General features: G+C 71.7%; 15 protein-coding genes. 5 read left to right on the plus strand and 10 right to left on the minus strand.

The genetic code is table 11. The annotated features are described in order from the left end of the window. Window positions 1-8: 8 nt before the first annotated feature. From ABD419_RS17055 to ABD419_RS17070, 4 genes are all read right to left on the minus strand, one after another. Complete coding sequence (locus ABD419_RS17055; RefSeq protein WP_344488515.1) at window positions 9-563, minus strand: hypothetical protein; 555 nt, start codon at window positions 561-563, stop codon at window positions 9-11. A gap of 64 nt (window positions 564-627) precedes the next feature. After that, a complete protein-coding gene (locus ABD419_RS17060; RefSeq protein WP_091048823.1) occupies window positions 628-1,005 on the minus strand; it encodes a hypothetical protein in 378 nt (125 codons plus the stop codon). 83 nt (window positions 1,006-1,088) lie between these two features. Then, a complete protein-coding gene (locus ABD419_RS17065) occupies window positions 1,089-1,457 on the minus strand; it encodes a hypothetical protein (RefSeq protein WP_344488518.1) in 369 nt (122 codons plus the stop codon). 195 nt (window positions 1,458-1,652) lie between these two features. Then, window positions 1,653-2,669 (minus strand): hypothetical protein, encoded by a 1,017-nt coding sequence (locus ABD419_RS17070; protein WP_344488520.1) that lies wholly within the window; start codon window positions 2,667-2,669, stop codon window positions 1,653-1,655. 286 nt (window positions 2,670-2,955) lie between these two features. Here ABD419_RS17070 and glnII point away from each other — a divergent pair, with 286 nt between their 5' ends. Then, window positions 2,956-3,969: a glutamine synthetase GlnII gene (gene glnII, locus ABD419_RS17075; protein WP_344488522.1), complete on the plus strand. Its 1,014-nt coding sequence runs from the start codon at window positions 2,956-2,958 to the stop codon at window positions 3,967-3,969. A gap of 217 nt (window positions 3,970-4,186) precedes the next feature. Then, window positions 4,187-5,251 (plus strand): class I SAM-dependent methyltransferase, encoded by a 1,065-nt coding sequence (locus ABD419_RS17080; RefSeq protein ID WP_344488524.1) that lies wholly within the window; start codon window positions 4,187-4,189, stop codon window positions 5,249-5,251. Window positions 5,252-5,628: 377 nt separating this feature from the next. On the opposite strand, the gene ABD419_RS17085 is transcribed toward ABD419_RS17080, so the two are convergent. Further along, the gene (locus ABD419_RS17085) at window positions 5,629-8,166 is read right to left on the minus strand and encodes a glycosyltransferase (protein WP_344488526.1); all 2,538 of its coding nucleotides are present in this window, start codon (window positions 8,164-8,166) and stop codon (window positions 5,629-5,631) included. Window positions 8,167-8,438: 272 nt separating this feature from the next. On the opposite strand from ABD419_RS17085, the gene ABD419_RS17090 reads away from it, so the two are divergent. The 3 genes from ABD419_RS17090 to ABD419_RS17100 all read left to right on the plus strand — a co-directional run bounded on the left by ABD419_RS17090 (window position 8,439) and on the right by ABD419_RS17100 (window position 12,690). Further along, on the plus strand, window positions 8,439-10,106 hold the full coding sequence (locus ABD419_RS17090; protein WP_344488527.1) for a glycosyltransferase family 2 protein: 1,668 nt from the start codon (window positions 8,439-8,441) through the stop codon (window positions 10,104-10,106). A 1-nt stretch (window position 10,107) separates the two neighbouring features. Beyond that, on the plus strand, window positions 10,108-11,958 hold the full coding sequence (locus tag ABD419_RS17095; protein WP_344488528.1) for a glycosyltransferase: 1,851 nt from the start codon (window positions 10,108-10,110) through the stop codon (window positions 11,956-11,958). Window positions 11,959-12,084: 126 nt separating this feature from the next. Further along, window positions 12,085-12,690, plus strand: a complete 606-nt coding sequence (locus tag ABD419_RS17100; RefSeq protein WP_344488529.1) for a hypothetical protein — start codon at window positions 12,085-12,087, stop codon at window positions 12,688-12,690. A 16-nt stretch (window positions 12,691-12,706) separates the two neighbouring features. Here ABD419_RS17100 and ABD419_RS17105 read toward each other — a convergent pair whose 3' ends face one another. From ABD419_RS17105 to ABD419_RS17125, 5 genes are all read right to left on the minus strand, one after another. Beyond that, entirely contained in the window at window positions 12,707-15,040 is a 2,334-nt protein-coding gene (locus tag ABD419_RS17105) for an acyltransferase family protein (protein ID WP_344488530.1), read from the minus strand. A 203-nt stretch (window positions 15,041-15,243) separates the two neighbouring features. Continuing rightward, the gene (locus ABD419_RS17110) at window positions 15,244-17,388 is read right to left on the minus strand and encodes an acyltransferase family protein (RefSeq protein ID WP_344488532.1); all 2,145 of its coding nucleotides are present in this window, start codon (window positions 17,386-17,388) and stop codon (window positions 15,244-15,246) included. A 100-nt stretch (window positions 17,389-17,488) separates the two neighbouring features. Continuing rightward, window positions 17,489-19,126, minus strand: coding sequence for an ABC transporter permease (locus ABD419_RS17115; protein WP_344488534.1), 1,638 nt, complete (start codon window positions 19,124-19,126; stop codon window positions 17,489-17,491). Further along, complete coding sequence (locus tag ABD419_RS17120) at window positions 19,113-20,165, minus strand: iron-containing alcohol dehydrogenase family protein (RefSeq protein ID WP_344488536.1); 1,053 nt, start codon at window positions 20,163-20,165, stop codon at window positions 19,113-19,115. The genes ABD419_RS17115 and ABD419_RS17120 overlap by 14 nt, the downstream gene beginning before the upstream one ends. After that, complete coding sequence (locus ABD419_RS17125; protein WP_344488538.1) at window positions 20,165-20,893, minus strand: phosphocholine cytidylyltransferase family protein; 729 nt, start codon at window positions 20,891-20,893, stop codon at window positions 20,165-20,167. Before ABD419_RS17125 ends, ABD419_RS17120 begins: the two co-directional genes overlap by 1 nt. Window positions 20,894-20,994 lie beyond the last annotated feature (101 nt).

The raw sequence follows: 20,994 nt of genomic DNA on the forward strand, positions 1-20,994 counted from the left end.
CGACTGGTCTAGTAGTCGCCCTGGTCGTGGCCCTTGTCGGGGCCGTCGCCGTCGTCCGAGACGTGGTCGGCGTTGAGGCACTGCTGGTTCCACGACGGCGCGACGAGCACGTTCTGGCCGCAGATCTGCCAGTGGGCCGCGGAGGACGCGTCGAGGTTGGCGGCGGACACCTCGCTGGAGTCGATGCCCGAGCCGGCGTTGTCGCCGAAGTGGTCGCGGTTGTCGCAGACCTGGTCGAACGACTGCGCGAGCACGTTCTGGCCGCAGATCTGCCAGTGCGCGGCCGACGAGGCGTCGACGTTGGCGAGCGAGACGTCGCCCGCGTTCACGCCGGAGCCCTGGTCGTCGCCGAAGTGGTCGCGGTTGTCGCAGTTCTGGTCGTACGACTGCGTCAGGATGTTCTGACCGCAGATCTGCCAGTGAGCCGCGCTCGAGGCGTCGATGTTCACCAGGCTGACCGGGCCGGCGTTGACGCCGGAGGCCGCGGCCATGACGGGCGAAGCCGCACCGAGGGCGGCGACGGCGCCGGCAGCGGCGGCGGTGACGGCGAGAACCTTGCGCATGTGATGAGTTCCTTTCGTAAGTGACGGGGCGGGCCCTCAGGCTGAGGGCCCGCCCCCGGTCGAATTACTCGGCCGCGTGGGTCAGGTGGTCGTAGTTCTTGCAGTCCTGGTCGAGCGACGGCGCGACGCCGACGTTCTGGCCGCAGATCTGCCAGTGGGCGGCGTCCGAGATGTCCAGGTTGCCGAGCGACACGTCGCCCGCCTGCACACCCGACTGCGGGCCCATGCCGATGTGGTCGCGGTTGTCGCAGTTCTGGCCGAACGACTGGGTCAGCACGTTCTGACCGCAGATCTGCCAGTGAGCCGCGCTCGAGGCGTCGATGTTCACCAGGCTGACCGGGCCCGCCCAGACGCCCGAGTTCTGGGCCATGGCGGTTCCGGCGGAGCCGAGAGCGGCGACCGCTCCGGCGGCAGCGGCGGTGACGGCGAGAGCCTTGCGCATTGTTTGTTCCCCGTTCTCTGTCGGATTTCTTGGTGTTTCCGCGGAGTGGTCCGTCCGGTGAGGACGGACCACCCTGGGAAGTGCTACTCGTTCAGGTGGTCGTAGTTCAGGCACTGCTGGTCGAGCGACGGCGAGACGCCGACGTTCTGGCCGCAGATCTGCCAGTGGGCGGCCGAGGAGGCGTCCAGGTTGGCCAGCGACACGTCGCCCGCCTGGATGCCGGACTGCGGGCCGGGGCCGATGTGGTCGCGGTTGTCGCAGACCTGGCCGAACGACTGCGCGAGCACGTTCTGGCCGCAGATCTGCCAGTGGGCGGCCGAGGAGGCGTCGATGTTGACGAGGCTGACGGGGCCCGCCCAGACGCCGGAGTTCTGGGCCATGGCGGAGCCGGCGGAGCCGAGAGCGGCGACCGCTCCGGCAGCAGCGGCGGTGACGACGAGAGCCTTGCGCATGAGTTGCGGTTTCCTTCTGGGTTGTGCGCCCGACGGTTCGGGCGGCTTTCTGATGTCCACTGCCTCTGCGGAGGCGGCGGTGACGGCCTGCCGCGCGTCGGCGCGCCGGAGGCGCCGCGGAGGTGAACCCCGGGGCACTGACCGGTGGAGATGCGAAGGCGGACTTCGTTCCCCGCGCGTCGACGCGCGGCGGCCCTAGTCTGGGGCGACGGACAGCTCGGCGGCGCGGTCCAGCGGCCGCCCCAATTCCCCGATCACCGTGCGGGAGAGTGACACCTCTTCCCCCGCGGCGGACGGGGAGACGCAGACAGCGTTGTGACCGCTGTCGACGGTGATACCGGCGGTCGAGCCAGCGGCTCCACCGGGGATGATCTTCAGGCCCGGAAGCGCGGGGCCGTGGTCCCGCCACGGCTTCGCGGCGGTGCGCGGCACGCCGCGCACCTCGTCGACCTCGGACTGGTCCGTCCCCCGCACGCCGTGATCGGCTGCGGAGCACTCGAAGGCGGCGGCCGGCCGGCCGCTGGGTGCTCCTCGGAGCACCGCCGCCACCTCGCTGGAGTCGGAATTCGCCGCAAGTGTGGTGAAGCTCGGCTGTCCTGCGGCAGCGGCGAGGACGCTCCCGGGCGTCGTCGCGTCGCCGAGACGCAGGCCATCGGTCACCAGTCGCGCCAGGTCGCCGACCTGATCGGTCGGGGGCGCGACAGTCTCATAGACACCGGACACCACGGGGGCGGGGCGGTCCGCGATGGACGCCGTTCCCTGCACGAGGGTTCCCACCAGTGGTGCCACTACTTCGGCGGTGCCGTCTCCGACGGACTTGTCGTCCAGGTCGAGCAAGCCGGGATCGGCGCCGCTCGGCAGCACGGAGTGCACGGCTGCGTCCGTCTCGTCCATCAGCGATCCCACCGGCTCCGACAGGCCCGACACCAGCCCCGAGACCTCCCCCTGCACCGCCGGCGTCCGATGTCCCTGCTGGTTCTGCGGGACCAGTCGCGCGGCCAGGCGCGACATGTCGGACACCTCTGCGGAGAGGGGGTCGGTCATCGCGGCAAGGCCCTGCGATGCCAGTTGATCGTCTGATGCCCAAGCGGAAGTCGCCATTGCGAAGGCCCCCAAGAGAAGCGAGCCGAATGCTGTGAGCGAGGCGCCGAGGAGGAACCGGAGCACGCTGAGGCGGCGAGCATTCCCGCTGCCTGCGGCGATGCGTCCCATCGTCTCCCCCGTCGTCCTGAACCTGAGCGCGAGCGGTCTGGCCGCTCGCACCTGTAAGAACGAGAACGGACTTACCGGGGATACGGGGTGAATCAGATTTTATCCCTGAAATAGGGCGAGAAGGACTCACAGCCTCTCAGTGCTCACGCACAGCACCGGTTAACACACTGTTTACAAGTGATCAACGAGCGGGAAATTGCTGTTTGGGAGCGTGGCAGCACAGCCCCAGGCCCGGCCCGGTCCGAGCCCCGAGCTGGACCGCGTATTGAGGAAGGGCTCCTACCTGATGGCCATCAAAGCCGAGTACATCTGGATCGACGGCACCGAGCCGACGGCCAAGCTGCGTTCCAAGACCAAGATCCTCGGCGCCGGCGAAGAGCCGCCGATCTGGGGCTTCGACGGCTCCAGCACCAACCAGGCCGAGGGCCACACCTCGGACTGCGTGCTGCGCCCGGTGAAGGTCGTGCCGGACCCCATCCGCGGCGGCGAGCACATCCTGGTCCTGTGCGAGGTCCTCGACATCGACTTCACCCCGCACCCCTCCAACACCCGCGCCGCCACCGCCGCGATCGCCGAGCAGTACGCCGGCCAGGAGTCGTGGTTCGGCATCGAGCAGGAGTACACCTTCATGGTGGGCGAGCGCCCGCTCGGCTTCCCCGAGGGCGGCTACCCGGCCCCCCAGGGCGGCTACTACTGCGGCGTCGGCTCCGACGAGATCTTCGGCCGCGAGATCGTCGAGAAGCACCTCGACAACTGCCTCGCCGCCGGCCTCCCCATCTCCGGCATCAACGCCGAGGTCATGCCCGGCCAGTGGGAGTTCCAGGTCGGCCCCGCGTCCGCCCTCGAGGTCTCCGACTCGCTGTGGCTCGCCCGCTGGCTGCTCTACCGCACCGCCGAGGAGTGGAACGTCTCCGCGACGATCGACCCCAAGCCCGCCAAGGGCGACTGGAACGGCGCCGGCTGCCACACCAACTTCTCCACCAAGGCGATGCGCGAGGACTACGAGCCCATCATCGCCGCGTGCGAGGCCCTGGGCGAGAAGGCCGCCGAGCACATCGCCGTCTACGGCGACGGCATCGCCGACCGCCTCACCGGCGCCCACGAGACCGCCCACTACACCCAGTTCTCCTACGGCGTCTCCAACCGCGGCGCCTCGATCCGCATCCCCTGGCAGGTCGAGAAGGACAAGAAGGGCTACCTCGAGGACCGCCGCCCCAACGCCAACATGGACCCCTACCTCGTCACCGGCAAGATCGTCGACACGGTCTGCTCGGCCCTGGAGAAGAAGGGCCTGGTCTAGTCCCAGGACTCCCCGGAACGGGAGTGCCGGAGGGCCGGGACCGCGATGCGGTCCCGGCCCTTCGCCGTCCCCTTCGGAATGCGCAGCGCCGCTTGGAATCCCCTTCCGAACCGACGCCGAACCGTTGTGCAGTCGCGAACGATCCGTAACCCCCGGGGACCGCATGAGACGCCTTTCAGTACAGTCAGTGCGAACCTTCCCGTCGACCGAGGCAGCGATGATCAACCCCTTCCGTAGAATCCCGGCGGCCGTCGCCTGCGCCGCGGCCGCGGCCGCGGTGCTCGGCTTCATCGTCGACGGCGCCCCGCTGGCGGCCTACGCGATGCTCTCCGTAGCCGCTCTCGGCGGCGCGTACGCCGCCTGGCACCGCTCGCGGGCACACCAGCGCCGACTCGAAGCCCTTGTGGCCCAGCAGTTCACCGCCGTCGAGGAGAGCCTCCGCAAGAGCCGCGCGGCGCATGCGGGGAAGATCGCGGCCGTCACGCGCGAGGTGGAGCGACTGGGCGCGACGCTCGACAGGGTCGCCGCCGACATCGAGGGCCTCAGCGGAGACCGCGCCCGGTCCGCGCAGTCCGCAGAAAACGTCGACCGGATCCTCACCGCCGTCGACAAGCTGCCGAACCACACCAGCCGCGTCGTCAGGGCCTGGACCCGCACCCTCTACGCCGAGATGGAGGACCTGCTGGCCCTCTACCGCGACATCGACCCCGACCGGTCGCTCCCGCTGCTCCACGGCTGGGCCGCGGGCGCCGACCTGGCGCGCTTCCTCTACAACGAGGTCACCGCGAACGGCAGCCGGAACATCGTCGAATGCGGATGCGGCACCACCACGGTGATCCTCGCCTACGCGCTCAAGGCCAACGGCGCCGGTCGCGTCACCGCGCTCGAACACCAGCCCGAGTTCGCCGAGGCCACCCGCAGGCTCCTCGCCGACCACGGCCTGACGGAGTGGGCGCAGGTCCTCGACGCCCCGCTGACCGAGGTGAAGGCAGGCGGCGCGACCGCGCTCTGGTACGACTACAGCGGACTGCCGCACGAGCCCGTCGACCTCGTGTTCGTGGACGGTCCGCCCCAGGACATCGGCCCCGAAGCGCGCTTCCCGGCGGTCCCGGTGCTCTTCGACCGCCTCGCACCCGACGCCGTGATCGTCCTCGACGACGCGCACCGCCGCGAAGAGCGGATCATCGGCGAGCGCTGGAGCGAGGAGTTCCCGGGGTTCACCGTGGAGAAGCACCGCCACGACTACGGGACCCTCGTCCTGCGCCGCGGCGTCGGAGGATAAGTCCCGGGACGGTTCCCGCTCGGCCAGTTCCTCGAAGCGGCGCTGCACCTGGTAGCGCTCCTGCTCGAAGGCGGCGAGGACCCGGCGGAGCAGGTACTCGGCACGGTCGGCGTCGGCGGCGACGCTCCCGCCGACCTTCCCCGAGGCGGTCTTGATCACGCGGCCCGTGCCCGCGGCGCCCGGCCGCGATGCGACGGCGTTCAGCTTGCGCAGCACCACGAGCGACACCGCCAGCAGCAGCATGGAGGTCGCCATGACCACGGCGAGGGCGACCGACTCGAACCCGATCAGGAAGGCCGCGAAGCCGATCACCTGGAGCAGGGCCGCCGCCGCCACCACGGCCTGGGGCCGGCGGGTGAGCCATCTGGTCAAGTTCGTCATGAGGTCAGGCCTTTCAACGTCTCGCGGGAACCGCGGTGCTGGGGGACGGCCGGAGCGGCCTCCGGGGCGACCCCGAACCGGTTCGGCGCCAGGACCCGGTCGGCGAGGAGCCGCCGGTACCACTCGTAGCCGAAATGCTCGGCGACGTAGTCCTGCCCGCGGGCGCTCAAGCGCCGGAAGGCGTCCTCGTCGCGGTACAGCCGGTCGATGAGCGGCACGACCTCCTCGGGCGCGCAGTACTGGGCGCCGTCGCCGAACGTCGACCGGAACACCTCGGGGAGGATCACCACGCAGCCGGAGGCCATGGCCTCCAGGATCGCGCGCCCGAAGGCCTCCACGCGGATCTCGTGCGGGAAGTAGACCCAGAAGTCGAGCTGGAACAGGAAGTCCCTGACACCGGTCTCGTCGTACTCGTACATGATCCAGTTGAGAGGCGGCTGCTTGCCGAGCAGCTCGGTCACCGCGAGTGACCCTCCCATGGTCCGCACGTCGAACCGCGGGTTCTTCGGGTAGACCTTCAGCAGCGTCTTGACCGTTCCGGGCCACTTCGTGTAGTGGTCGCGCGAGTGCCGGCCGATCACCGGGCGGTCCGAGCGGAAGCCGTCCCGCCGGATGCGCCAGTCCGCGGCGTCGAGGATGCCGGGGATGTGCTCGTCCGACAGCGGGCGCGACACCGGCGGCACGGCTTCGCGCAGCGAGGCGTGGGCCTGCGGGCCCTGTGCGACCCAGACCGGGGCGACGCCGAACCACTGCTCGGCGTTCCGCTCGCAGTCGCGCGTGAAGTAGCGCAGGTCGCTGCCGTCGGCCTCGTGCGGCGGCTGGTTCGCGTGGATCAGGAGCTGCCGCACCGTACCCGGGAACTGGATCGTGCGATCGAACTGGAGCACCAGCGGGTAGCGGATCACGAGCGTGTCGATGTCGACGTCCTCGTCGGGCCGGACGACGTCGATCCTCCCGGCGCTGACGAGTTCCTGGACGGGATGGCACAGCGCGCGCGTCTCGGGGGTCATCATGCGGACCGCCTCGAGGTTCATGACGCCGACCCGGAGGCCGGCCGTGAGCGCGGCCCGGATCTCCTCCAGCATGGACTTGGCCGGGCCGCCGTAGGGCCGCCAGTCGCTGGCGTACACGAGGTCGTACCCGCGCCGGCCGGTCCCCGGGCGCAGTCCCGGCGGCAGCGCGAACGGGCGCGCGCCAAGCGGGGACGCCAGGAACGGCGTCTCGCCCTTCGCGTACAGGTCCTCGTGCCAGCGCCAGTAGGCGCTCCGGTAGGCGGGGAACCAATCCGCGGTGATCCGCTCCTCGGCCTCGCGGTAACCGATCTCCTCGCGGTCGTCCCGCGAGAGCACCAGCAGGCGGGCGCGGGACATCAGGACCGCCTTGCCGCCGTACGGCAGACGGGTGCGGTCGATGTACTCCTCGACGGCTTCGGGACCGAGCTCGTCGAGGTAGCCGAGCTCGTCGACGACGCTGCGGCGGAACATGACCGTGCGCGCGTAGACGTCGGGGCGCCAGCACCCGAACGCCTTGAAGCGGAGGTCGCCGTCCGCGCGCAGCCGCGCGGTCCGGACCACGACCGTGTGCTTGGCGTTGCGGAACCGCTCCACATGATGGCGGACGAGGTCGGGGAAGCACCAGTCCGAGGGGTCGACGAGCAGGACGAACTCTCCGGAGGTCTTCTTCAGCGCGGTGTTGACGGCCTCGCCGAAGGACGTGCCCTCCGGCACTCGCACGACCGTGACCTGCTCGGCGGCCTCGGCCGCCGCCAGCTCCTCCGGGTCGAGGTCGCGGTCGGCGACGAGGAACACCTGCCGAACCCGCAGGGACTGGCGCAGGACCGACCGGAGCGCGGTGAGCGCGGCGTCGCCGGCGAGCGCTGGAATGATCGCCGAGACCTCGGCGTCCCCTTCGACTTCGACGGCCTCGCATTCGAGCCGGTCGAACGGGTCGGGTCCGCGGTCGGCGTGCAGGACGCAGTCGGCGCCGACGAGGCGGGAGAGCCGGTGCAGCCACCTGGCGTCCGCCGCCGGGTCGACCGCGTCGTTCCTGGCCTGGTCGCACTCGAAGGCGCGGGCGACGTGCTGGTTGAGGTTGCGGCTGCGCCGCAGCTGCTTGAAGGCCCAGGCGTCTCCGCGGAGGCGCTTTCCCAGGTGCAGGTAGAGGGCCTGGTGCTGCTCGTCGAGGGCGGCCGTGCCGAATCCGCCTTCGAGGAACGCGAAGATCGCGAACGCGCGCTCCAGGTCGTCCGGCTCCACGCGCTGCGCCACGAGGACCCCCGCGAGTTTCGCGAGGTAGTCGACCGAGTCCTTCCCCTGCCCGGGCAGGCGCTTGGCGTCGCCGCTCTCGATGACCTCCAGCGCTTCGGCGTAGGTGGTCGGCCGCTCGAAGGCGAGCGAGGCGAAGATGTCCCGCATCCCGACCGAGCCGAGCCGGATCGCCGTGGCGCTGAGCGCCTCCGACTTGCGCTTGAGCGCGACCTCGACGTGGTCCTGGAGAAACCGGGACCGGAGCCCGGTGGGCACATCAATGAACATGGGGTCGTTTCACCTTGGGTTGCACGGAGGGGAACGGCGCGCTCGGACCATCGAATACGAGACCTGTACCTCCACTGCGGCGACCAACCGCAAGCCAGAGCACGAGTCGCGAAAGCCGATCGTAGCAACCAGTGGCCAACCCACGTCGGGCAAGGTCAGAGGGCATTGTAGTAGGATCCCTCAGAATCCCGCCATCAGCGTATCCCGCCGCTCACCGGCACCCTCCCGAAGAGCCACCCGCGTAGGCTGAGTCACAGCATTGAGGAGCCGACTTGATCCGCCGGAATGACTGGGGCGCGCTCGACGCCGCCCCGCTCGGCCGCTGGACGCCGACGAAGACCGTCTCCGTCGTGATCCCGGCGTACGGCTCGCAGGCCAAGCTCGACCTCGCACTGGCGGCCCTCGCCGCGCAGAGCTACCCCGCCGAGCTGACCGAGGTCGTCGTCGTCGACGACGGCAGCGACGTCCCGCTCGCGGCCCGCGAACCCGCGCCCGCCGGGGTCAAGGTCGTGCGGAACCCCGAGGGCCGCTGGGGCATCGCCGCGGCCGTCGCCACCGGCGTTCAGGCCTCGACCGGCTCGGTGGTCCTGCGGCTCGACTCGGACGTCCTCGCCTCCCGCCACCACGTCGAGGCGCACATGCGCTGGCACCACCAGATCGACTACGCGGTCGTGATCGGCAAACTCGCGTTCGCGGAGATCGAGGCGGAGGAGCTGTCCCCCGAGACGGTCCGCGACGCGATCGAGACGGGGAAGGGATGGGGCCTCTTCGAGGGGCTCGACGTCGACCGCGAGTGGACGTCGAAAGTCATCCGCAACCGCGACGAGCTGCGCAGGGGCGACATCCAGACGTTCAAGGTCGCCAACGGGGCCTCCGTGTCCTTCTCGCGGCGGCTGTACGAGGCCGCGGGCGGGGTCGCGCCGGACCTGCTGCTCGGCGAGGACACCGAGCTGAGCTACCGGTTCAGCCAGCAGGGCGCCGCCTACATCGCCGACAAGGCCGCCGAGGCGTGGCACATCGGGGAGTCGCAGATGCGCGCCGCCAAGGAGCGCGGTATGCGCTACCGGCAGCCGTTCTTCGCCGGTCGCGTCCCGCTCCTGCACCACCACCGCAAGCCCCAGGGCGTCCAGTGGCGGGTGCCGATGGTCGAGGTCGTCGTGGACTCGCGCGGCCGGTCGTTCGAGGCCGTCGCCGCCACGGTCGGCTCCGTCCTCGCCGGGGACCGGACCGACGTCGCCGTCAACGTGGTCGGGGACTGGCCGGCTCCGGCCGCCGGCCGCTACCGGCCGCTGGACGACCCCGACCAGGACGCACGGCTCGCCATGGAGCTGTTCGCGGCCGATCAGCGGGTCGCGTTCACCGACGCGGTCGCCCCGACCGCCGCCCCGGTCCCCTACCGGCTCACGCTGGCGGCGGGCGTCACCCTGCGGCACGACGCGATCGAGGCCGCGCTCGACATCGCCGACAAGCAGCAGGCCGGCCGCGTCAACTTCAGCCGCTCGGGCCAGGACGAGCCCGTAGCGGTCCGCCTCGACCGCACCGCCGCGATCGGACGCGCCCGGTGGGAGACCGGGCTGGAGGACTGCTCCGACGAGGCCGTCGACAAGGTGTGGGGCCTGTGGTGGGCCGACGGCGACGAGCTGTTCGGCCTCGCCGACGGGACCGCCGTGCCGTGGTTCCGGCCGAGCCGGATCCAGCGGGAGCTGGAGCGCCTGCGCGCCGCCGAAGAGGAGCAGCGCAAGCTCGCGGAGAAGTGGAAGAAGTCGGCGTCCGACGCGCGCGCCTCGGCCGCCAAGTGGGAGCAGTCGGCCCGGGACTGGGAGCGGTCGGCCGCCAAGTGGCGCCGCGAGGCCGAGAAGGCCGGCCCCGGCGAACGGCGCGGCCCGCGCCGGATCGCCGCCGGGGTCAAGCGCCGCCTGAAGCGCCTGCTGGGGCGCTGACATGGTGATCGAACGCCTCCGGAAGCTCGCTGTGGACACCGTGTTCACCATCGGGTTCGGCTCCGACGCGGCACTGGCGGCCGCGCTCGGCGAGCCGCTCGCCGCCGCGGTGGACCTCGAGGACGCGGCCCCCGCCCCGGGGGCCTCCGGATCCGCCGCGCTCATCGCCCGAACCGCGACGGACCTGCGCCGCGCCGCGACGCTGGCGGGCCGGCTCCCCGAGGCGAAGCGGCTGCTCGTCGCCGTCACCGACCTGTCCGACATGCACCGCCCCAGGACCGTCCATCTGCCGGACACACCTGCCTGGAACTCGCTGCGCAGCCTCGACATCCGCCGCGGACCGGGCGGCCTGTGGCGGGTCGAGAGCTCGACCGACCGGGCCGTCCCGCTCGGCGAACTCGTCGCGGCCGTCATCGCCGCACCCGCGAGCCCGGTCTCGCCGGTCGCTCCCCGGATCGGCGCCGCGGGTCCCGACGCGACCGCGTGGGCCTCAGGGCCGCACGCGACCGCCGTCGAAGAGGGCGAACCCGAGGCCGACGCGCCGTTCCCCGCATCGGACCTGCTGCTGCACACGGCCTCCCGCGAACGCATCGCCGTCCGCGAGGGCGCGCTCGCGACCGCCGCCGTCGGCCCCCGCGAACTCCCCGAGCTGTCCGAACTGGACGCCGAGGGCCTCCCGCCGTTCGACGAGAAGACGGTCAACCCGATCGGCTTCGACAACAACGCCCCGCAGGGCCCCGCACGGCTCGCCTACGACGGCGTCTGCTGGACCGCCGAGGCCGAGAACGCCGCGCCGGTCCGCATCCCCGCCACCGGGGTCACCGACGCGGAGACCGCCCGGCTGCGGCCCTTCCAGTCGGTCGCCGTGGACTGGCGCAGCCACCCCGGGAGTATCGCCGCCCTCAGGGCCGTCGCCGGCCTCGCCGCCGCAGGCGTCCCGCTCACCAGCGCCAACCCCAGCCCCGACTGGGCCGCCGCCCTCGGAGGCGAGCTGCTCGGCCGCATCGACGGCGCCGTCCCCGAACGGCTCGACGACGCCCTCCGGCGGCAGCACCACAGCGTCGAGACGCGCCGGATCGCCCTGCGCGAGCACTCGCAGCAGGCCCGGCTGGACCGCATCCGCACCGCGCACGGCCTGCCCGTCCTCCGGCCGTCGGTCTCGGCGCTGCTGTGCACCAGGCGGCCGGACTTCCTCGCGTTCGCCATCGGCCAGATCGAGCGGCAGCACCATGCGGACCTGGAGATCGTCCTCGTCCTCCACGGGTTCTCCGCGGACCGCCCCGAGGTCAAGCAGGCCGTGTCGCGCACGACCCGGTCGGTCACCGTGGTCGAGGCGCCGCAGTCGAGCGTGTTCGGCGAGGCGCTGAACCAGGGCGTGGCCGCCGCCGCCGGCGACTACCTCGCCAAGTTCGACGACGACGACTGGTACAGCCCGCACCACGTCGGGGACCTCCTCGCGGCCGCCCGCTACTCCGACGCCGAACTGGTCGGCAGCCTCGCCGAGCTGGTCTACCTGGAACCGCTGCGCACCACGATCCACCGGTTCGGCCTGAACGAGCGCCGCAGCCAGCACGTCTCGGGCGGGACCCTCCTCACGAGCCGCGCGACGATCCGCGACCTCGGCGGGTTCCGGCCCCTCCCGTCGGCCATCGACGTGGCGTTCATGCGGTCGCTGCTGGCGGCGCAGGGCCGGATCTACCGGATGCACGGGCTCGGGTACGTCCTGTCGCGCCGCGCCGAGGGCCACACCTGGGACCTGCCTCCCGGCGAGTTCCTCGCCCAGGCGAAGCGGCAATGGCACGGCGTCAACCTCGGCGAGGCGGTCTCGGCCGGGACGCCGCCGCCGTTCTGACGGCCGCCCGGCGCCGTCGAGCGCCGCTCACAGCCGCCGGACCGGAGGACGGGCCCGATGGCCTCGCGCTGTTACGATGGGTTCCATTCTGGTCTCCACTCCCCCGATCGAATCCGAGGACCGAAAATGAGGAAGTTCGCGGCGCTGGCGCCTCTGTCTGCGATGCTGCTCGCGCTCGGCGCCTGCCAGTCCGGAGGCGCCGACGACCAGGGCGCCGAAGCGACCGAGACGCCCACAGTGGTGGAGTCGCCCACCGCGGTCGCCTTGGATCCGGCCCTCCCCGCGACGCCCGTCTACACCGTGCCCACCGGAGTGACCGAGTCGCCCGACCTGGTGTTCCCGTACGTGCTCGCCTACGAGCACCAGGGCTGGAGCTACACGGTCACCGCCGAAGGCGTCGGCGCGGAGGCGAACATCTACGTCACCTCGTACCTGCTGCCCGAGGGCACGGCGTACCCCGACTACCAGTCGCAGCTGACGTTCGTGAACGAGTACGACGCGCTCGTCGTGAACGACGCGGACCCGACCAGCCACACGCCCGCCCTCATCAACGGCCGCGAGGGGTTCTTCCGGTTCAGCATCATCCGCGACGGCGGGCCCACGCTCTACCAGCGGAACTTCTTCATCTTCGATGAGAACCACGTCGTGCAGGTGACCTGCCAGTGGACCGAGGGCCGCGACATCGTCGGTCCGCTCTGCGGCCAGCTTCAGCAGACGCTGACCCTGACCTGACGACCCGGCCGCCCGCTCACAGCGGCAGCTCGGCTGCCAGGAGCCCCGCGAGCGACCTCATGTACGGCGTCGAGACATGGTGCCCGTCCCGGAAGACGAGCATCCCGTCGACGACCGCGGGGCACACCTCCTCGTAGCAGAACCACTCCAGCGGATCGACGACCGTGACACCGAGACCGCGCTGCAGCTCCATCGCCTCCGCCCGCCGCTCCGGCAGGCGCACACCCTCGGCCTGGTCGATGTTGCACTCCTGGAGCGAGTCCTCGTGGCTCGCGACGCAGTCGGGCACCGGGCCGTCCGCCCACGGGGTGTCGGCGATGGCCACGACCCGCTCCGCCGAGCCCTGCACGCGCTCGATGGTCTCGGTCCAGCCGTCGAGCCACGGACCCGTGGTCTCGTCGGGCTCGACGCCGCTGAGGTCGATGCTCTCGTAGCTGACCAGGATCACCATCGCGGGCTGCATCTGGTCGATCTCGTCGAAGACGTCCTCGCGCGCCTCCTCGCACTCGGTGTACTCCCGGCCCAGGTTCGTGTTGTCGACCCGCACGGACACCGGGGTGCAGGAGCTCTTGGTGCGCGTCACCAGCTTCCAGCCGTTGTCCGACGCGATCGCCTCGAACGCCGGGAACCACTGGGCGGCATGCGAATCGCCCACGAGCACCATCGTCTGCGCCCCGTTCGGGTCGCCGTAGACGCAGTCCTCGGGCCACTCGGTCTGCTCGAACTCCAGGTGGCACCCGTCGTCGTAGATGACGGGCTTGTCCTCGCCGACCGACGCGAGGGACGGGCTCAGCTCCTCGGGAGCGGTCGTCGCGGCGACCGCGTCACGCAGCTTCGCCTCGATCTCCGAACCGTCCTCGACCTCCTCGACCGCGTCGAGGTCCACCGGCTCCTCGTCCTCGGGCACCTTCCCGAAGCCCACGGTCATCGTGAGGACCATCGCGATCCCCATGAGCGAGCAGGCCACGCCGGTCACGAGCCCCCACACGTTGTTGGTCTTGAGCGGCCGGGCGTTCCGGAGCGGCTCCTCGACGTACTGGTAGGTCAGCTGGGAGACCGCGACCGCGCAGGCGACCAGCACGGTGCCGAGCAGGATCGACGGCTCGGCGCCGACCGCCAGCGGGATGAGGATCAGGATCGGCCAGTGCCACAGGTACAGGCTGTAGGAGATCTTGCCGAGGAACTGGAAGGGGCCGGTCGACAGCAGGGAGGTCACGGGGTTGGCCCCGGCGCCGGTGCCCGCGGCGATGACCATCATCGTGCCCAGGACCGGCAGGAGCGCCGTGTAGCCGGGGAACGGCGTGGTGTCGCTGTAGAGGACGCCGGAGGCGATGATCGCGGCGAGGCCGGCGATGCCGAGGACCCACGCGAGCCCCTTCGGCGTCTTCTTCAGTGTCGGCAGCGACAAGGCGAGCAGCGCGCCGGCGGCGAGCTCCCAGGCGCGCGTGTGCGCGGCGTAGTACGCGGCCGGCTGCGAGACCTCGGTGATCATCACCGAGAGCACGAAGCTCAGCGCGAAGATCCCCGCGCAGGCGGCCGCGGCCGCACCCACGAGCTTGCGCAGATCGCGCTTGATGAGCAGGAGCAGGCCGATGAGCAGCAGCGGCCACACGACGTAGAACTGCTCTTCGACCGCGAGGGACCAGTACTGCTGGAACGGTGAGGGCATCTGGTCGGCGTTGAGGTACTCGGTCTGCTCGGCGATGAACCGGTAGTTCACGACGTAGACGATCACCGTGAAGGCGTCCTGCATGACGTCTTCGAGGCGGGTCACCGGGAACCAGAGCCAGGCGCCGACGACCGTGGCGATGGTGACGACCGTGGCCGCGGGGAGGATGCGTCGGGCGCGGCGGGCGTAGAAGCCCGCGAGCGAGATCTTGCCGGTGTCGAAGGCCTCCTTCACCAGGAGCGAGGTGATGAGGAATCCCGAGACGACGAAGAAGACGTCGACGCCGACGTACCCGCCCGCCGCGAACGGCAGGCCGATGTGGGACAGGACGACCAGGGCGACGGCGACGGCGCGCAGGCCCTGGATGTCGGGGCGGAACCCGACGCCCTCCCAGCGCTGCGGGGGCCGGACCGGGGCGGGGGCGGGGGCCGGGGCGGGCCGGGGGTGGGCGCCGGTGGTGCGGATGCCGGGCGGGGCCGGGGAGGTCGGCGGTGGCGGCGCGGGGGCGCGGAACGGGGGGCGGACCGGGTAGGGGCTGGGGGCGGTGCGCTGCGTCTGGGCCGCGGCGGCCGAGGACGAGGCGGCGCCGGGCGTGGTCGAGGGCAGGTGGAGGGTCTCCTCGTTGACGCCGCCCCCGGTAGCGGCTCTGGTCTGCGGCCGCGGGGGCTGGGGCGAGGTCATGTCCGAGTTCTCCGTCTGGGGATGCCGGGGGCGGGGTCGCCCCATACTAGGCGCGTCCGGGGCCCGGTCGGCTTGGGCGGTGACCAGTCCGACGATCCGGACACGCAACTGGTTGCGTGCCTTCCTCACATCGTACCGACGGCCGCCCCGCTCCGCGGTGCCGCACGAGGAGGGAACGCGCCCGAATTGTCTCTCTCACACCGCTATTGGAGATTCGGGAGCGCCTCGCCGAGGAGCACCGCGAGGGACGCGGCGTACGGCGTGGACACGTGGTGGCCGTCGCGGTAGACCGCCATGCCCTCCACGACGAGCGGGCACCGCCCGTCGAGGCAGAACCACTGCTCGGTGTCGACGACCTGGGCGCCTGCGGCCTCCTGGGCGGCGCGGCCGGCCTCGCGGCGGTCGACGTAGGTGACCGCGTAGGGGTCCTCGCTCACGCACCGGTCCACCGCGTCCATGTGGAGCGACAGGCACTCCGGCGCGGCTTCTCCTGTGGCCCAGGGAGTGTCGGTGAGGACCGCGATGTGCTGCGCCGACGCGGAGCGCTCTATGGTCTGCGCCCAGCCCTCGCCCCACGCCTCGGCGGCGGCCTCGCCCTCCAGGCCGGTGACGCCGGTCTTGTCGGAGGCGCCGTAGACGACCAGTTCCGGCCGGACGGCGTCGATCTCGGCGAAGACCTCCTGCTTCCAGTCCCAGCACTCGGTGTACTCGCCCTCGTGCATGGTGCTGTCGACGCGTACCGACACGGGCGTGCAGGAGCTCTTGGTGCGGCTGACGAGCTCCCAGCCGTTGCGGTCGGCGAGCGCGTCGAGTGCCGGGAACCACTGGGCCGCATGGGAGTCGCCCACGAGCATCACCTCGACGTCGGAGGCGGTGTCGCCGTAGGAGCAGCCGCTGGGGAGTGCGACGACCTCGAAGTCGAGGTGGCAGCCGTCGGCGTACGTCTCGGGGCGGTCGCCGTCGGCGCCGGTGAGGGACGGGACGAGGTCGGCCGGGACGGCGGTGACGGCGAGGCCGTCGAGCAGGCGCTGCTCCAGGGCGGAGTACTCCTGGACGGGCTCGATCTGCGTGAGGTCGACCGGCTCGGTGCCGTCGGGGGTCTTGGGGAACACGTAAACGAGGGCGAGGACGGCGGCGGCGCAGGCGACGGAGGCGCTGAGGCCGAGGAGGAGGCCGGCGCCGGTGCGCTTGAGTGAGCGCCGGTTGCGTACGGGTTCCTCGATGTACGTGTAGCTGAGCTGGGCGACGCCGACGGTGGCGGCGAGGAGGACCAGGTTGAGGCGCAGGGACGGGTCGACGCCCAGGGCGAGCGGGGCGAGGATGAGGATCGGCCAGTGCCACAGGTAGAGGCTGTAGGAGATCCTCCCGACGAACTGGAACGGGCCGGTCGACAGGAGCGTGGAGGCGGGGTTGCGGCCCGGGCCCGAGCCGGCCGCGATGACGGCCATGGTGCCGAGGACGGGCGCGAGCGCGGCATAGCCGGGGAAGGCCGTCTCGTCGGTGAACATGAAGCCCGACAGGAGGATCGCGGCGAGACCGCCGATGCCGAGGACCCAGGCGAGGGCGCGCGGGGTCTTCTGGAGGGCCGGGAGCACGAGCGCGAGGAGCGCGCCGCCGGCGAGCTCCCAGGCGCGGGTGTGGGCCGCGTAGTAGGCGGTGGGCTGGGACTGGGCGGTGACGGCGACCGAGAGGGCGAGGGTGGCGGCGAAGACGAGCAGGGAGGCGGTGATCGCGGCGGTGACGAGGCGGCGGGGGTCGCGGCGGACGCACAGGAGGAGCACGAGGAGGAGCAGCGGCCACACGACGTAGAACTGCTCTTCGACCGCCAGGGACCAGAACTGCTGGAACGGGGACGGCATCTGGTCGGCGTTCAGGTACTCGGTCTGCTCGGCGACGAAGCGGTAGTTGACGATGTAGACGACGACGGCGAGGGCGTCCTGGAGGACCGCGTCGAGGCGCGTGACAGGGAAGCACATCCAGGCCCCGAGCGCGGTGGCGGCGGTGACGACCGCGGCCGCGGGGAGGATGCGGCGGGCGCGGCGGGCGTAGAACCCCGCGATGGAGATGGTCCCGGTGTCGAAGACCTCCTTGACCAGGAGCGACGTGATGAGGAAGCCCGAGAGGACGAAGAAGACGTCGACGCCGACGTACCCGCCCTCGGAGCGCGGGAACCCGGCGTGGGAGAGCAGGACCAGGCCGACCGCGACGGCGCGCAGGCCCTGCACGTCGGGGCGGAACCCCATCGGGGTCCAGCGCTCCGGTTCCGGGGCGGGGGCGAGGCGCGGGAGCACGAGGGTGTCGGTGCGGGCGTTGGGGGCAGTGGTCGCCGAGGGCCCCGTCGAAGGCATCGGGACAGTGTCCACGAGTCAGGAGAAGCGGCGGTGAACGGGGTGCGGCCCGGAGGGAAACAAAACGGCCCCGACCTGCGGGTCGGGGCCGTTCGGTGCGCTAGAGCGCCTTGAGGACGCGCGGTTCGAGGCGGTAGAAGATCCAGCGCCCGAAGAACAGCAGGAAGATCGAGAAGCCGACGGCCACGCACACCTGGTACGTGGTCGGGGCGAGCTCGGGGTTGAACGCCGCGCGGTGCATCGAGAAGATGCCGACGAGCGGGTTCGAGGAGAAGATGTCGTACACCCACGGGTTGCTCTTGATGGAGGGCGCTTCGGCGACCTTCGAGACCGGGTAGATGATCGCGGAGCCGTAGAACAGGACGCGCATGACCAGCGGCATGAAGCGCTGGACGTCCTTGAACAGGACGTTCGCGGCCGAGAGCACGAACACCATGCCCGTGGTCAGCATGGCCTGCACCAGGATCGCGGGAAGCAGCCACAGGAGGTTGAACCCGAACCGCCCGCCGTCGAGGATCGCGACGATGAGGAGGATCGGGAAGCCCACCACGTACTCGGCGAAGCGCGCGAGCACCTTCGAGACGGGGAAGACCTCTCTGGGGACCTTCATGACCGTGATGAGGCTGGCCTGCCCGCCGAGGGCCTTCTGGCCTTCGCCGACCGCGGAGCTGAACCACTGGTAGGCGAAGATGCCGGAGACGATGAAGAGCAGGTACCCGGAGGTGCCCGGCAGCGAGTTGCCGCCGCCGAAGACCAGGTCGAACACGAACCAGTAGATGAGGGTCAGGCCCAGCGGCTCGATGAGCGACCACACGTAGCCCATGACGGTGGCCTGGTACTTGACCGCAAGGTCGCGGCGGACCAGGACCGACATGGCGTAGCGGTGGCGCAGGAGCGCGGTGAAGCCGGTCGTCAGCGGGAACTTCCGCTTGAGCGGCTTGACCTCGGCCTCGCGGGACTTCTCCAGCGGGCCCTCGTCGCTGCGCGCGGAGTCGAGGAACGCGGGGAGCTCGGCGGTGTCGTCGAAGTTCCGGCGGATCGGGGACTGCCCGGCCATCGGCATGTCGCGGCCCGGTTCGACGCGGGTCGCGTACGGCGCCTGCGGGACCTGGCCCGGGCTGCCGGCGACGACGTGCGGCGGCGGGGGCGCGACCGCGGGCGGCGGCGGGGGCGTCTGCGGCAGGCCGTGCTGCTGCTGCCCGTGCTGCTGGCCCTGCTGCTGGAACTGGTGCTGCTGCGGCGCGGACTGGCCGTACGGCTGCGGCGGCTGGTGGCCCTGCGGGGGCTGGCCGTGCGGCATCTGCGGGGACTGGTGGGGGTGCGGCGGCTGACCGGGGTGGTACGGGGCCTGGGGGGCGCCGTAGGGCTGCTGCGGGGAGCCGTACGCGGCGGGCGGCGGTGCCTGCGGGTGCCCGGGGGCCCCGTAGGGGGCGGGGTGCTGCGGCGAATGCTGCGGGGAGTGCTGCCCGTAGCCCTGCGGCGCGGGCTGCTGCGCGCCGGGGGCGCCGGGCGCCTGGCCGGGGTGCGGCGGGGTGGCGCCGGGCGCGGCCGAGGGCGGAGGGCTCGCGAACGCGGCCGAACCGGAGCTCATGGCCCCCGGCGGGTAACCCGCGGGTGCGGCCGAAGGCCCGGCGCCGAAGCCGCCCTGGGGGGCGGCCGCGTCAGTGGAGTCCGGGCTCCCGTCGCGCTTCCCGGCTGGGCCGGAGACGCCGTCGGGGTGCGGGCTAATCGAGCTCATGCATCATCTCCGTCAGGTGTCGCTCCAGCGCCACCGAGTCCAGTTCACGATGTTCGAGAATCGTATACCGGCCTGGCCGGGTCCTCGGCGCGTAGGCCACCGCTGTGGCGAGCTCGGCAGTGGTCAGTCCGAGCTCACTCGCGGTGCGCGGCAGGCCGTGCCGCGCGAGCGCGGCGGCGAGCTCCGCGAACAGGGCCTCGTCGCCCCGCAGCCAGGTGCAGATGAGCGCCCCGAGCGCGCCTTCGGCCCCGTGGGAGGCCAGGCCGGGGTGGAGCGCTTCGAGAGCGTGCGCGATCTCGTGGCAGCCGCCCGAGCAGGGCCGGCTGGAGCCGGCCATGCTGGAGGCGAGGCCGCCCTGGATGAGCGCGTCGGCGAGGGTCGCCAGGAACGCGTCGTCGGCGATCGTCCCCGGGTGGCGCAGGACCGCCTCGGCGCCGGTGCGCGCGACGGCCGCGGCCAGGCCGTCGACGGGTTCGCCGGTGACCCGGTGCGACAGCTGCCAGTCGGCGACCGCGGACAGGTTCGTGAGGGCGTCGCCGATGCCGGACTGGAGCTGGTTCGCGGGCGCCCTGCGGATGAAGTCGAGGTCGGCGAGGACGGCGAGCGGCGGGTGGACCCCGTACGAGACGGACACGCCGTCGCGCTCCAGCGAGGCCGTCGGCGAGGCGAGGCCGTCGTGGGCGAGGCTCGTGGCGACCGAGACCATCGGCAGGCCCAGGTCGGAGGCCGCCCACTTGGCGGTGTCGAGAAGCTTGCCGCCGCCGATGCCCACGAGGGCGTCGACGTGGTCGTCGCGCAGGCGCCTGGTCAGCTCCTTGGCGGCGTCGAGGCTGCCGGGCTTGACGGTGTGCACGACGGCGTCGGGCAGGTGGTCGAGCTGGTCGGCGATGGTCTCCCCGAGGCCGGGCCCGAGCGCGACGGCGACGCGCCCGCCCGAGGAGATCCGGGAGTCCGCCAGGAGCTCCGGGAGGCGCGCGACGGCCCCGGACGAGACCTCGACCGTGATCGGCGCGAGGACCGTGCGGGCGAAGGTCGGCACTACAGGGCTCCGGCGATCTGCTTGGCCAGGGCCCAGTCGGCGTGGTCGTCGACCTCGGTCCAGCGGACGGGCCCGGTGGAGACGGTGCCGATGCGCCCGGCCTCGGCGAGGAGCTGGTAGGCGTCCTCGTAGTAGAGGGTCGAGTCGCGGGTGTAGGTCGCCTCGAGGGCCTTGGTCAGCTCCTCGGCGACCCCGGCGGGGATGAGGCTGACGCCAATGTACTCCCCGGCGGCGGACTCGACCGGCTGGACCTTGTGGATGAGCTCGACGCCGTGCGCGCCGATCGCGACCTTCATGGCCTCGTCGGTGAGCTCCTTGTGGTCGTCGAGGGCCAGGAGCAGGCGCTCGTCGGTCGCCGCGGCGGCGAGGAGGTTCCGCTCGATGCTCGCGGGGTGGACGGTGTCGCCGTTGACGAGGATCGCGCCGGCGGCGTAGTGCTCGCGGGCGGTCCACAGCGAGTAGGCGTTGTTCCAGTGCGGCCTGTCGTTGTCGACGATCGTCACCCGCACGCCGTAGCGCGATTCGAGGGACGGGGCGTGCTCGCGGATGCGCTCGGCGGCGTGCCCGACGGTGATGGCGATGTCCGTCACATCGACCTCGGCGAGGCCGCGGACGATGGTGTCGAGGATGGTCTCGGTCCCGGTGACCGGCAGGAGCGTCTTGGGGAGGCTGTCGGTGTCGGGGCGCAGGCGCTGCCCCTGTCCGGCGGCGAGGATGACGCCTCTCATGTCTGCCTTTCGGTCGGGGGCGCGGTCCTGCGCAATCTGCGCGAACCGGTGTGCAACCCGGCTAGTTTACAAGCCGCGAAAGGGGGGAGGCCCCTGCCGAC

Origin of the sequence: Glycomyces endophyticus (genome assembly GCF_039531525.1) — a bacterium.
Lineage (GTDB): Bacteria > Actinomycetota > Actinomycetes > Mycobacteriales > Micromonosporaceae > Glycomyces > Glycomyces endophyticus.

What these genes read in the sequence shown, in the direction of transcription:
- ABD419_RS17055 (WP_344488515.1), bottom strand. Translation starts at nt 563, where the DNA reads ATGCGCAAGGTTCTCGCCGTCACCGCCGCCGCTGCCGGCGCCGTCGCC.
- ABD419_RS17060 (WP_091048823.1), bottom strand. Translation starts at nt 1,005, where the DNA reads ATGCGCAAGGCTCTCGCCGTCACCGCCGCTGCCGCCGGAGCGGTCGCC.
- ABD419_RS17065 (WP_344488518.1), bottom strand. Translation starts at nt 1,457, where the DNA reads ATGCGCAAGGCTCTCGTCGTCACCGCCGCTGCTGCCGGAGCGGTCGCC.
- ABD419_RS17070 (WP_344488520.1), bottom strand. Translation starts at nt 2,669, where the DNA reads ATGGGACGCATCGCCGCAGGCAGCGGGAATGCTCGCCGCCTCAGCGTG.
- glnII (WP_344488522.1), top strand. Translation starts at nt 2,956, where the DNA reads ATGGCCATCAAAGCCGAGTACATCTGGATCGACGGCACCGAGCCGACG.
- ABD419_RS17080 (WP_344488524.1), top strand. Translation starts at nt 4,187, where the DNA reads ATGATCAACCCCTTCCGTAGAATCCCGGCGGCCGTCGCCTGCGCCGCG.
- ABD419_RS17085 (WP_344488526.1), bottom strand. Translation starts at nt 8,166, where the DNA reads ATGTTCATTGATGTGCCCACCGGGCTCCGGTCCCGGTTTCTCCAGGAC.
- ABD419_RS17095 (WP_344488528.1), top strand. Translation starts at nt 10,108, where the DNA reads ATGGTGATCGAACGCCTCCGGAAGCTCGCTGTGGACACCGTGTTCACC.
- ABD419_RS17100 (WP_344488529.1), top strand. Translation starts at nt 12,085, where the DNA reads ATGAGGAAGTTCGCGGCGCTGGCGCCTCTGTCTGCGATGCTGCTCGCG.
- ABD419_RS17105 (WP_344488530.1), bottom strand. Translation starts at nt 15,040, where the DNA reads ATGACCTCGCCCCAGCCCCCGCGGCCGCAGACCAGAGCCGCTACCGGG.
- ABD419_RS17110 (WP_344488532.1), bottom strand. Translation starts at nt 17,388, where the DNA reads ATGCCTTCGACGGGGCCCTCGGCGACCACTGCCCCCAACGCCCGCACC.
- ABD419_RS17115 (WP_344488534.1), bottom strand. Translation starts at nt 19,126, where the DNA reads ATGAGCTCGATTAGCCCGCACCCCGACGGCGTCTCCGGCCCAGCCGGG.
- ABD419_RS17125 (WP_344488538.1), bottom strand. Translation starts at nt 20,893, where the DNA reads ATGAGAGGCGTCATCCTCGCCGCCGGACAGGGGCAGCGCCTGCGCCCC.